Annotated in this window: 10 protein-coding genes; 1 reads left to right on the forward strand and 9 read right to left on the reverse strand. The window is 39.8% G+C overall.

Features of this window, described 5'->3' with window-relative positions:
- Positions 1 to 3: 3 nt before the first annotated feature.
- The 4 genes from ACNSN2_RS03875 to ACNSN2_RS03890 form a co-directional block, all read right to left on the reverse strand.
- Positions 4 to 468, reverse strand: a complete 465-nt coding sequence (locus ACNSN2_RS03875) for a methylglyoxal synthase (RefSeq protein WP_008464686.1) — start codon at positions 466 to 468, stop codon at positions 4 to 6.
- Between the two features lie 15 nt (positions 469 to 483).
- The gene (locus ACNSN2_RS03880; RefSeq protein WP_010391250.1) at positions 484 to 1116 is read right to left on the reverse strand and encodes a LysE family translocator; all 633 of its coding nucleotides are present in this window, start codon (positions 1114 to 1116) and stop codon (positions 484 to 486) included.
- Positions 1117 to 1261: 145 nt separating this feature from the next.
- Positions 1262 to 3103 carry a S8 family serine peptidase gene (locus ACNSN2_RS03885; RefSeq protein WP_418608612.1) on the reverse strand — a complete coding sequence of 614 codons (1842 nt, stop codon included), beginning with the start codon at positions 3101 to 3103 and terminating at the stop codon, positions 1262 to 1264.
- A gap of 226 nt (positions 3104 to 3329) precedes the next feature.
- Positions 3330 to 4505 carry a multidrug effflux MFS transporter gene (locus ACNSN2_RS03890; protein ID WP_010391252.1) on the reverse strand — a complete coding sequence of 392 codons (1176 nt, stop codon included), beginning with the start codon at positions 4503 to 4505 and terminating at the stop codon, positions 3330 to 3332.
- 184 nt (positions 4506 to 4689) lie between these two features.
- Here ACNSN2_RS03890 and ACNSN2_RS03895 point away from each other — a divergent pair, with 184 nt between their 5' ends.
- Positions 4690 to 5163: a hotdog fold domain-containing protein gene (locus ACNSN2_RS03895; RefSeq protein ID WP_008109556.1), complete on the forward strand. Its 474-nt coding sequence runs from the start codon at positions 4690 to 4692 to the stop codon at positions 5161 to 5163.
- A gap of 83 nt (positions 5164 to 5246) precedes the next feature.
- On the opposite strand, the gene ACNSN2_RS03900 is transcribed toward ACNSN2_RS03895, so the two are convergent.
- The 5 genes from ACNSN2_RS03900 to ACNSN2_RS03920 all read right to left on the reverse strand — a co-directional run bounded on the left by ACNSN2_RS03900 (position 5247) and on the right by ACNSN2_RS03920 (position 11608).
- A complete protein-coding gene (locus ACNSN2_RS03900; protein WP_008109555.1) occupies positions 5247 to 5729 on the reverse strand; it encodes a bactofilin family protein in 483 nt (160 codons plus the stop codon).
- Complete coding sequence (locus ACNSN2_RS03905) at positions 5719 to 6882, reverse strand: M23 family metallopeptidase (RefSeq protein ID WP_418608614.1); 1164 nt, start codon at positions 6880 to 6882, stop codon at positions 5719 to 5721. The genes ACNSN2_RS03900 and ACNSN2_RS03905 overlap by 11 nt, the downstream gene beginning before the upstream one ends.
- A gap of 143 nt (positions 6883 to 7025) precedes the next feature.
- Positions 7026 to 8339 (reverse strand): fumarylacetoacetase, encoded by a 1314-nt coding sequence (gene fahA, locus ACNSN2_RS03910; protein ID WP_010391256.1) that lies wholly within the window; start codon positions 8337 to 8339, stop codon positions 7026 to 7028.
- Positions 8340 to 8550: 211 nt separating this feature from the next.
- Positions 8551 to 9597 carry a 4-hydroxyphenylpyruvate dioxygenase gene (gene hppD / locus ACNSN2_RS03915; protein WP_008109551.1) on the reverse strand — a complete coding sequence of 349 codons (1047 nt, stop codon included), beginning with the start codon at positions 9595 to 9597 and terminating at the stop codon, positions 8551 to 8553.
- Positions 9598 to 10108: 511 nt separating this feature from the next.
- Positions 10109 to 11608 carry a peptide MFS transporter gene (locus ACNSN2_RS03920; RefSeq protein ID WP_008109550.1) on the reverse strand — a complete coding sequence of 500 codons (1500 nt, stop codon included), beginning with the start codon at positions 11606 to 11608 and terminating at the stop codon, positions 10109 to 10111.
- Positions 11609 to 12248: the final 640 nt, after the last annotated feature.

A 12248-nucleotide genomic window follows, 5' to 3' on the forward strand; every position in this document is an offset into this window, starting at 1 on the left:
CTGTTATAAGGAGATTTGTCGGGTTGCGAGGTACTTTTCGTAATCTGGCAAAGAACGCTCAAACTCGGTGTCCATAAGGGGAGAGCTTAGTAACATATCAGCGCTTACTTCATTACAAGCAACAGGAATGTTCCACACTGCGGCTAAACGAAGCAATGCTTTTACATCAGGGTCGTGCGGCTGAGATGCCAGAGGATCCCAAAAAAAGATTAACACATGAATTTCATGTTCCGCTATTTTAGCACCAAGTTGCTGATCACCCCCCATAGGTCCACTGAGTAATTGCACGACATTCAAACCGGTGGTTTTTTCTATTAAATGTCCGGTTGTACCAGTGCCGTATAGCTTATGTTTACTTAGCATTGGAGTGTGTTTTTCACACCATAATTTTAACGCGGCTTTTTTTCCATCATGTGCAACAAGGGCTATGTTTTTCTTAGCTGGAAGAGATTGTATTTTTTGGTCCATGCTGATTCTTATTAGTTAGAGTAATAAATTGATAGCCAAGGCAATAAATACAATGCCTGTGAACCTATCTATCCAAAGTTGGCTATTAGGGTGACTTTTAAAAAACTGGGCTATTTTATCGCCGAAATAAATATACGTGCAGTCGATAGGAAAAGCAAAGATTGGATACAGTAGCCCAAAAAACGCCAGCTGAAAAGTTGCAGATGACAAGCTAGGGTCTACAAATTGTGGGATAAAAGCAATAAAAAACAAAGCCACCTTAGGATTTAGTACTTCGGTCATCATAGCTTGAAACATCACGTTTTTGTTTTTACTGGTGGTAACATGAGGCTTATCTTCTTGCTCGCAAATGGGGGGCTTAAAGGTGTCTTTAAGCATCATAAACCCTAAGTAACATAAATAGGCTGCACCTGCATATTGTACGCTGGCATAGGCAGTTTCAGAAGCTTTTAAAATAGCGCTTAAACCGACAACCGCAAAAAATGTATGTACTACGCCACCTAACGCAAAGCCAAAAGCACTCTGCATACCTGCTTTTCGCCCATTTGCAAAAGTTTGCGCCATTAAAAACGCGTTTGATGGCCCAGGCGCAACGGCCATTAAAAAGCTAGCGAGTAAAAATGAGAGCAAAAAGTCGGGGTTGATCATTAAATAGTACGAAAAAGAAGTGGTAAGTGATTTTATCAAGCAATGAGGAAAATAAAAAGCGGGCATATTGCCCGCTAAGTTGAGGATACTAAGTTCTTTTAAAACTAGTCGTTATGCTTTTAAACATAATGAAGTGCTAAATTTATTAAAAACTAACGGTGATATTATTTGAACACACCGTAGTGCTCAGCGCTTCACACACTTGATATGTATAGGTGCCGCCACCTTTAGTATTAATGCTGTCGCTGTAGGTATTATTATTTGCAGTGGTAATGACTTTGTTACCATTGCGGTAGATATCAACTTGGCTTGTTGCCGCGCCATTCCAACTTAAATCAACAAATTTAGTGCCTTTTGATTTGTAACCTGAAGCGCTAAGAGAGATAGCATCTACGCCTGGCTCTGGATCAACACCACCAGTATCGCCACCCGCACAGCCGTTTGCTGTAAGGTAAGCATCAGCGTCAGCCGCTTTTACAATACCGTAGCCAAAGTAATCGTCACGACCAGCAGCCCCTTGATCTTGCGCAGTTGCCTTTAACGCATCGCGAATTTCTGTGCCTGTACAGTCACTATGATTAGACCATACTAGCGCAGCAATACCTGAAACCGCAGGAGTTGCCATTGACGTTCCACTCATAAAGCCATAATCAGTTGCGCCAATATTAATTGTCACGTTTGTACTAGCGACTAATGCACTACGATCTTCAAATGCAGCGCCTACAGCGGGAATTGTAGTATCGTTGGTATCACCTAGTGTTGCGTATAACATGCCAGCTTCATTGTTGATAATAACCGCACCTACACCGCCTGAGTTTTCACAGTTAGCGACTTTGTCATAAAATGAAATAACGCCGCGGTCAATCATACATACTTTACCAGCCGCCGATGGATCAACTGTTTCGCCAGTTCCCATAAAGTAGGTACTCGCAGTGATTTGACCTGCATTTTCCATTGCTGATGAATTATATGCTGTGCCATCAGCCGACATACTCGCTGCTGTTGCCATGCCCGCAGGGTAGGTCGATAGAGTATCAACACCACCAGCAGTTACTTCAACACAAATTGTTTCATCATTAGTTGCGCGTTTACCACGGCCAGATGAACAGCTTGGGAATTGTGAAAAGTCAGCAATTTGATTATCGGCATCATTAGCGCCGACCATCATCACCGATGAGTAGCCCGCAGGATAAGAACGTACGTTATTACCATCGTTACCCGCTGCAGCAACTACAAGGCCGCCAGCATTAGTAAAGTTAGCAAACGCATTTGACTCTGTACTGTTTGAGCCACCGCCTCCTAAGCTCATGCTAATAATATTTGCACCTGCTTGAGAACATAAATCAGCCGCTTGAGCTAAATCAGATGAGTAACCCCAACCCGCTTCGTTAAATACTTTAATAATGTGCATTGCCACACCCGGTGCCATACCCACAACACCGAGGTTATTATCTGCAGCACCAATCGTACCGGCGACATGCGTCCCGTGTGGACCGCCATTATCAAACCAATTTCCAGTACCGCTGTCGTTATCGCCAGTAATGTTACCCCAAACAAAATCAGGGTTTGAGCTATCTAAGCCTGAATCGATAACACATACTTTCATGCCTGCATTGGCATCAAAAGTAACTTGATCAACCTGTGATTGATAAACCGCATATGGCGTAATTTGTTGCTGCATGGCATCACCTACATCATCGTTAAATAATGACATAGGAACGCGCTTATGATCTTCTTCAATGAGTTTAATATGCGGGTTGTTAAGCAGGCCTTTTAAGCTACTTAAATCTTGTCCAGTAAACTTGGCTGCAATGAATCCATTGCCATCTACTTTAATGTCACCACCTAGTTTTTTAGTCAGCGCTTTAACAACACCTTTTTTATTATTATCAACTTGGATGATGAAGCGATCGTTCGCAGCTTGGGCAGCACCTGCTGAACAAATACCAGTAAGAACTAATGCTAAGGCGAGTTTATTCTTTTTCATATTATATTATCCTAGAATTAATTGGTTAACTAATTGTTAACTTTAGCAGACAGTAAAATAATATAAAGCAGAAAACAAGCTATTTTATCTACAAAAACAAAACTATTTAACTTTAAAGTAGCCAGTATTAAACAAAAAATATACATTTGTATTTGAATTAGGGGCGGCTAATCAGGTAAAACCTGAATTAGCCAAAATTGAAGAGTAATAGAAAACGCTTTAGCGCCTAAGCATATTTAGTATAACGAAATAGTAAGTAAGAAAAGGGAATTAATAATAAAAAGTGTGTGCCTATAAGCTCGGGTGTAGATAAGTTTAAATATTGAGTAATAAACACCAATAAACTTGCCCCACTCATTTGCATCGCTCCTAAAAGAGCTGAGGCGGTGCCAGCTTGCTTAGGGAACAGACTTAAAGCTCGTCCAGCGGCAGAGCCAAGTGTTAAAGCAAAACCAAAGGCAGCAATAAACATAGGGATCATTAATGCTAATGGGGTTTTATATTGGCTTAATACTAGCATCAGTAAGCCTGCACTCACTAACAACACAAGACCTGCTTTTAGTGCTCTTTTTGGTTGGCGTTTAATGTAAATAGGCATGATAAAGCTAGCAAGAATACTAAGCACTGCATTAAGCGAGAACCAAAAGGTAAAGTCGGCTACGCTGCCCCCTAATTCAGTAATAAGCCAACCAGGAGCCAATGTTACAAATACTAATATAGCCGACATAGTGACCATACATAGCAAGCTATTAAATAAAAATAACGGAGTTGAAATAATTGGGATAAAGCGCCTTAGATCTAAGATATGCCCCTGGTAATGGCTGTCTACTGGGCGTGTTTCTCTAAACAATAATAAGGTGACAATAAATCCTAATAATGCAAAACCAGTTAGAAATAGAAAGTTCATTTGCCAACCAAACTGCACGGTTAACCACGCACCTAAAATGGGTGCTAACGCTGGAATAAAGCACACGATCCCGTTTAGGTAGGTAATTATTTGGCCACTGCGTTCACTACCAAACTTATCTCTTACTATTGCAAAAGCAACAACAAAGGTGGCGCATGCGCCTAACCCTTGAATTGCACGAGCAAACATCAGTATTAAAAAGCTAGGAGCATAGTATGCACCTAATGCCGCCAGTCCATATAAAGTTACACCGGTTAAGGCTACCGGCTTACGTCCAAAACGATCAGCAAGAGGGCCTGCAATTAATTGCCCCAAACCAACAGTAAGCATAAAAATAGCCACCGTTTGCTGTACTTGTTTTTCGCTCACTGAAAATTGCTCTGCAATAGTAGGAAAGGCAGGTAAATAAATATCAATGCCCATAGGACAAAAAATGACGAGTAACGCTAAGATCAGTAATAAAATTAAGTTTGGTTTAGCGGGCTGTGTTTGCATCAGGTCTCCTTTTGTCGGTATTTTAAGTGGCGACTGATGAAAAAGAAAGGGCTTATGACCGATGCATCAGACATGTTACCTACTTTTAACTTTATTATGATTATTTTTGTTTAAGTATCACACTTCTTTAAACTGATCCGATGTGTTAATTTGCTTTTTAAGCAAAGACAATGGAAAAACAATAATGAGTAATGAGTCTGCATTAATAAAAACGTGGCATAAATTTAAAAAGCTGCCGTTTGGTAACTGGCTGTTTAGTAAAGCCGTATGTTTTAAAGCGCCTTACTTTGGCTCTATGAAACCTACTATTTTAGATTTAAAAGCAGGGCACTGTAGTGCAGTGGTTAAAAACACACGCCGTGTACACAATCACATTGGCACTATTCACGCTATCGCACAATGTAATTTGGCTGAGCTGTGTGCGGGGGTGATGGTTGATGCAACAGTACCTTATAAAACCCACCGTTGGATCCCTAAGGGAATGACAGTACAGTACCTGGCTAAGGTAGACACTGATGTTACCGCTATCGCTGAAATTGACTTGCCTCATCAATGGATTGATAAAGAAGATTTAGTCGTACCGGTAAAGCTTTACAATACGCGTAACGAACTGGTTTTTACCGCAGACATAACCATGTATATAACACAGAAAAAGTAAGTGTATAAGCCGCTAACGGGATTTTAAAGAGGTGATTAATGGTTTAGCCAACAGGCAGGCTAAACCATTATAAACTAATGTAGCTAGCTTTTAGCTGCAGGCTGCTTATTAACAAACGAAAGCCCGCTGTCTTCATTATCAACAATGGCTTTTACGTCGTGAGCTGGTTTTGGCTTATCTTTAGCATGCTCAATCACTTCTTTTTCAAAGCGCTGCTTTAAACTGCCTTCAATAATAGCACCTGCTTCTATGCTCAGGGTGTCATGAAATATATCGCCAAGTACATGAGCATTATTTTCGATCTTTACTTCACTTGCATTTAAAGAGCCGATGATTTTACCCTTAACAACGACACTGCTTGCCTCAACAACGCCTTCAACAACACCTGAGGTGCCAATCACTAAATGTTCGGCCTTAATGTCACCATCAATACGTCCGTCGAGTTGTACTTCACCTTGGCTTACCAAAGAGCCCGTTATACGCACATCATTAGAAATGATTGAGGGAGTGTGACTCACTCTCTTAATAGATGAGTCTGTTTTTGCTTGTTTATTTTTACCAAACACGAGAAAGCGCCTTTGTTATTTTTAGTGGATTGACATGCTTGTCGTCTATTAATACTTCATAGTGTAAATGAGTACTTGTACTTCTTCCGGTACTGCCCATTAAGCCAATGACATCGTGCTTTGTGACTAATTGACCTTTTTTAACATTAATTTTGTTTAAGTGACCAAAGCGCGTTACAACACCGTTTTTATGCTCTAACTCTATAAAGTTACCATAACCGCCATTACGGCCAGCTCGACGAACCGTGCCATCGGCAGGGGCAAAAATTTCTGTTTTATGCCACCCAGCTAAATCAATGCCTTTATGAAAAGCGCGCCTTTTATTCATTGGGTCTTTTCTAAGTCCAAAATTACTGGAAATATAATATTTTGCAGCAGGTAAGGGCAGGGTACTTGGCAACTCAGTTAAAAAGCTCTCTAGCTGGTTTAACAATAACAACTTATCTGCAATGACTAGAAAGTTACTAGGAATTTTACTTTCATCGAGTATATCTAGCGGGCCACCTTGCGCCGTTGTTTGCGTGCTTAACGCGAGATGTTGTGCCAGTGCATTTTCAAGACCCGTGCCTTGGAGTATTTCTATAATCGCATCATGGCGCTGATTAATCTGCGCAGCCAATAACGTGAAATTAGTATCGTACTGCTGATTTAGCAAGATGTAGCGCTGCTCAAAACTGGTTAAACTGTTTTGTGCGTGTTTATTTTGTGTTTTATCTTCTTCGAGCGGCTCATGAAATTCGCTTTCGTTCTCATTAATAGGAGAAGATTCAAGCTCACCCTCTAATTTTATTACATCTTTGCTGATAGAAGCTGGGAGTGATTCAATCATACCTTGAAGTAAAGCTTGTTTTTGTTCAAGTTCAGCTAACTGTTCTTGCTGCAATGCGTAGCGTTGTTGCTGTTGCTTTACTTTTTGTTGCCATTGTACTTGCTTATCAAGCTGAGTTTGCTCGATATGAGAAATTTGGTGTGTTTGCATATAAACACGGATACTCGAAACACTGATCCATGCAATAGCAATGAAAATAATAGCAAGCGCAGAAACCTGTAACCAAGGCGCCAAAACAACATGCTTTACTTCACCATTTTGGCGAATGAGCAGCTGACGAGCTGGGAAATGTTTATTAAAAAAAGACTTTATAAATACAGGCATGTCACATAAATACTGGCTATTAACGGATTCAAGATAGCAATTTGAACTAAAAAAGCCAGAAAAAAATTGTAACTTCGGCTTAATTAATAAAAAAGGGCTGCTTATTCAACAACCCTTTTTTACTAGTTTATTGATTTTATATATTATTTTGCTGGTAGTACGGTGCTCTCTACAAAGCCAAAGCCAATACGTGCAAAGCCTTCTTTTTCACACCAGCCACGCATTATAACGTTGTCGCCATCTTCCAAGAAGCTACGCTGCTCGCCGTTACTTAAAGTAATCTTTTCTTTACCACCACGAGAAAGCTCAAGTAATGAACCCGCTTCTTCGTGAGTAGGCCCTGATTGCGTGCCAGAGCCCAGCATGTCGCCTGGCATAAAGTTACACCCGTTTACGGTATGGTGAGTTACCATTTGCGCTACAGTCCAGTATGAGTGCTTAAAGCTAGACTTAGACACTTGAGTTGGGTTGTAGCCTTCATCACGCATTTTTTGTGTTTGAATTTTAACATCCATTTGAATATCAAATGCACCTTGATCACGGTTAGCCGTTGATTCTAAGTACTCGAGTGGCTGCGGATCATTTTCATCACGCGTCCAGCTTGTTCTGTATGGTGCAAGTGCTTCGGTGGTAACAATCCATGGAGACACGGTTGATGCGAAATTTTTCGCTAAGAATGGACCAAGCGGTTGGTATTCCCATGCTTGTAAATCACGTGCTGACCAATCGTTGAAAACACAAAAGCCGAATACATGCTTTTCAGCATTTTCAATTGCAATAGCATCGCCCAGATCATTACCTTTACCTAGGTAAATACCTAGTTCCAGCTCGTAGTCAAGGCGCTTACATGGACCAAATGAAGGAACTTCTGCATCTGGCGCTTTAGTTTGTCCTTTAGGGCGATGAAACTGCTGCCCAGACACGCCAATAGACGATGAGCGACCATGATAACCAATCGGCACCCATTTGTAGTTTGGTAGTAATGGGTTATCGGGACGGAATAAACTTCCTACGGCAGTCGCATGATAAATTGATGTGTAAAAGTCAGTGTAATCGCCAATGCGACAAGGTAGAGCAAATTCAATTTCGGTTTGTGGTATAAGCGCTTGTGCTAGTTGCTCTTGATGAGCAGAGCCTTCACGTAATGCTTTAGACAGTGCTAAACGAAGCGCTGACCAATATTGCTCACCTAATCCCATAAACTCGTTCAAAGTCGGGTTACTTGCAGATGCAACGGCTGTTTGGGCGTCACCTGAAAAAATACCGAGTTCATTTACTTTTGCTAAATCAATAACCTGATCGCCAATGGCAACAGCACCACGAAAAGCTTCATTGCTATTTTTGCGACGTACTTCTGCAAAAGGTAGGTTTTGAATAGGGAAGTCACATTGTGCATCATTTGCTGATGCTACCCAGCTAGTTAAATTTATATCATGGGTTTCGTTAATTAAACTCATTACATTTCCTTTGGTTTAGTTGGTCGCGCTTATCAGTATAAATATCAATTTATTAAATAAGAATATAGCACCCGTTAATTTCATCTATTACCTAGCTATATGGTGATGAAAAGCGCGATTTAAACACACAGAGAGATAGTTTTACCTCTCAATTACGATTAAACGACAAAAAGCAGCGAAATACGCTGCTTTTTAAAGTTACTTTATTTGCTTATAAAACGCCGCGGCGTTCTTGATCTCGCTCGATTGATTCGAATAGCGCTTGGAAGTTACCTTCACCAAAGCCGCCATCATCAACTCGTTGAATCATTTCAATGAAGATAGGACCAAATAAGTTTTTAGAGAAAATTTGCAGTAAGTAGCAATCTTCGCTTTGGCTATCAACAAGGATTTGATGTTCACGGATTTTCTCTTTGTCTTCTTTAACCCATGGAACACGGTCAAAAATAGTATCGTAGTACTCTGGAATAATATCTAAAGTAGCGATAGTCGATTTATCAAGCTTATCTAATGAGCTTACTAAGTCGTCAGTTAAGAACGCCAAATGTTGCACACCTGGGCCATTGTATTCACCTAGGTATTCATCAATTTGGTTATTATCGTTACCTTTACCTTCATTGATTGGAATAGAGAAGGTGCCACATGGTGATTTTAATGCATATGAAAGCAGGGCTGTTTTTTGGCCTTTAATATCAAAGTAACGTACTTCGGTAAAACCAAACACGTCTTTGTAAAAGTTAGCCCATGTTTCCATAGTACCTTTATATACGTTGTTGGTTAAGTGATCGATACGTAAGAAGCCTTTACTCTCTACTTTGTTTGGCTCGCTCAGATCTTCGAAATCATTATCGTAAATAGAGCCTTTATCTCCAAATTGTTCAATAAAGTAAATTAAGCTATCGCCAATGCCGTAAATAGCAGGGTATGGTAAGTCTTTATTAGCTGCATCAGTGGCAGGCTTAGCGCCACGCTTAACCGCAGCTTCAAACGCTGCTTGAGCGTTCTCTACACGCCAGCCCATAGAACAAATTGCTGGGCCGTGGTTTTTAGCAAACTCAGCTGAAAAGCCGTCGCGTTCATTATTTAGTAAAAAATGAATATCGTTTTGGTTGTAATAAACAATGTCTTTACCTTTAAATTTTTTTAATTTTGAAAAACCAAAATCGGTAAACACTTTGTCCATGTAATCGGCATCGGGTGTTGCGTATTCAGTAAACTCAATACCAACCAAACCTAAAGGATTATTTACTTCACTCATTATAATTACTCCCGCAATTAAGCACTGCGATTATTAGTTATCGTATTGCCTGCATGATTAACCAGATTACTGCTTTGGGGAAGAGGGTGTTGTTATTTAGTAAATAGCGCGTGTGTAAATTTTACGGGACGGTTAGCAAAGTATGATATTTATTTACATACGTGCCGAGGTAAGTAAAAATTAGCTAGCTCGGATAATGTACGTATTTTTTATTTATGTTATTGAATTTATTGTTTTTAAATTTAATTGCCCATCTGTTTTTTTAGTTTTTTCATACTAAAAAAAGAGTGGTTTTTGTATTCTATTGTTTACACTCAACCTGAGCGTAGCTGCTCACAACATTAACAAAGCAATAGATACTGAGGGTTTGATTCATTAACTCACTTACTGTGTAGTATTACGCTGTAACAATTAGGTTAGTTAGCCATAAAAATACCCCCTGCAGTTAGCTGCAGGGGGTATTTAATATCATTAGTCAAAGCGCATAATTACGCACTGTGATAAACCTAAATTATTGTGCTGGTGCGGTTTGTTCTAAACCTTGTTTTTCCCATACCTTAGCTTTGAAGCTCATCAGCACTAAGATGATACCTACACCGATACTAAATAATGCAATTTGTAAGTAAAGGTTAGGAATTTCTGCAACATTGTTAGGATCAAAGTTACCAGCAAGTAAGCCTGAAATTACGTTACCAATTGAGTATGTCAGTACAAATACACCCATCATTTGACCCGTATAGCGACGAGGAGATAATTTACTTACCGCACTCAATGCAACTGGGCTTAAACAAAGCTCACCCACTGTATGTAAGAAATACGTTGTAACCAGCCAGTAAGGAGCTACTTTTAAGCCTTCAGCTGCATAATGTGCTGCCATAAACATAACTAAAAAGCCTGAAGCCATAATAACTAAGCCCAACGCACATTTTACGCTATAAGTAGGCGAAACCATTTTCTTAGATAAATTAATCCAAAGAGCGGCAAAAAATGGTGATAGGGCAATAATAAATAGCGAGTTTAAAGATTGGAACCAAGTCGTTGGAATTTCAAATGTGCCAATAAGACGGTCTGTGTAGTCACGAGCAAATAGGTTTAATGAAGAACCCGCTTGCTCAAAACCAGACCAAAAACACGCAGAAGCGACACAGACTAAAAATAGCGCCCACATTCTTTGCTTTTCAGCGTCGGTTAGTTTGCCTTTGAAATAAACAAGGCCAAAGTAAATGAAAAAGATAACAGTAAATACAACTGCTGTGTAACCTGCAACAATAGTCGGGTTAATAACTATAGCGCCTGTCATCGCAGCAGCAGTCACGCTGGCAACAACAATTACAAACGCAGCAATACCGCCCCATGCGCGTGAAGCACCTTTAGGGCTTAATGGATTCGCAGGTAACGAGCTATGTTCTGGTAAGTTATTAAGTGTACGTTTGTATTGTATTAAACCAATAGCCATACCTACAGCAGCTGCACCAAATGCCCAGTGCCAACCTACGTTTTCCATAAAGTAACCACAAACGTAGTAACCAATTAAAGAACCTAAGTTAATACCCATGTAGTAAATAGCGTAACCACCGTCACGGCGTTCATCTTCGTCAGTATAAAGCTGACCAACCATGGCACTGATATTAGGTTTAAGTAAACCAGTACCCGTTGCGACAAAGATTAAACCAATGAAAAAAGAATATTCATGCGGAACGGCTAAAATAATGTGGCCACACATGATGATGATACCACCGTACCATACTGCTTTTTGACCACCAAATAATCTATCTGCTAACCAGCCACCAGGTAAACCTAAAAAGTATACTGAACCTGTGTATAAGCCATAAATTGCAGCAGCAGAAGCAACGGTAAATCCTAAGCCTTCTTGTTGTAAACTTGCTGTCATAAATAATACGAGCATAGCTCGCATACCGTAGTAACTCATTCGTTCCCACATTTCTGTGAAAAACAGGGTTGAAAGTCCTTTAGGGTGACCAAACCAGCCACTGTCAGAATTTGAACTCATATTTACTTCCTAATTCATTATTGTTTTGATGACCTTGTGGTTTTTTATTTAGCTAAATTGTTACTTCTAAAAAGTATAATAAATGCTCGATCATCAGTGTTTTTATGCAGCTAAGGTAATGGTTTGCTAAACGCAGCTATACGTTTAGGTAAGAGTCACACCCTTATCCTAGTTACAATTGCGCTTAAGTATACATAGACCTTTGTACGAGGGGAAGCGTTGAGCGCGCTATCACACATCCGTTATGTAATTGTTAAATACCAACAGCTAAAGTTCTAGTTGTTGCACTAAACACCTAAACTTATCAAAAAAGATATTTAACAACACAAGTAACATTGTCTTTGCAAAGCTATCTTTTATCCGGTTTTAAGTTCTATTGAAAAAATATAAAACCGCTTTATTTACGGGGGGTTACAAGCACCAAGTTATTCAACAATCGTTAACCTTTACTACTTTATTTTAATAATCACCGTTTAGATTAAACATGAGCAAATATTAGCGGATGCACAGCAATGATTAGCCCATTGGAGAATATAATTTATACAAAGTTAGTTTGGCTATATTTACATGGAATGACCCCGACTTTTAGTGAGCAGCCAAGATTAAATATTTTAAGTGCTTGAAAAAGCGCTCTAGGAAG

This window comes from Pseudoalteromonas sp. US3C1013, assembly GCF_048401115.1.
Taxonomy (GTDB): domain Bacteria; phylum Pseudomonadota; class Gammaproteobacteria; order Enterobacterales; family Alteromonadaceae; genus Pseudoalteromonas; species Pseudoalteromonas undina.

Excerpts from the sequence above, each read along its gene's own strand:
- ACNSN2_RS03875 (WP_008464686.1), bottom strand. The coding sequence starts at position 468 with ATGGACCAAAAAATACAATCTCTTCCAGCTAAGAAAAACATAGCCCTT.
- ACNSN2_RS03880 (WP_010391250.1), bottom strand. The coding sequence starts at position 1,116 with ATGATCAACCCCGACTTTTTGCTCTCATTTTTACTCGCTAGCTTTTTA.
- ACNSN2_RS03885 (WP_418608612.1), bottom strand. The coding sequence starts at position 3,103 with ATGAAAAAGAATAAACTCGCCTTAGCATTAGTTCTTACTGGTATTTGT.
- ACNSN2_RS03890 (WP_010391252.1), bottom strand. The coding sequence starts at position 4,505 with ATGCAAACACAGCCCGCTAAACCAAACTTAATTTTATTACTGATCTTA.
- ACNSN2_RS03895 (WP_008109556.1), top strand. The coding sequence starts at position 4,690 with ATGAGTAATGAGTCTGCATTAATAAAAACGTGGCATAAATTTAAAAAG.
- ACNSN2_RS03905 (WP_418608614.1), bottom strand. The coding sequence starts at position 6,882 with ATGCCTGTATTTATAAAGTCTTTTTTTAATAAACATTTCCCAGCTCGT.
- fahA (WP_010391256.1), bottom strand. The coding sequence starts at position 8,339 with ATGAGTTTAATTAACGAAACCCATGATATAAATTTAACTAGCTGGGTA.
- hppD (WP_008109551.1), bottom strand. The coding sequence starts at position 9,597 with ATGAGTGAAGTAAATAATCCTTTAGGTTTGGTTGGTATTGAGTTTACT.
- ACNSN2_RS03920 (WP_008109550.1), bottom strand. The coding sequence starts at position 11,608 with ATGAGTTCAAATTCTGACAGTGGCTGGTTTGGTCACCCTAAAGGACTT.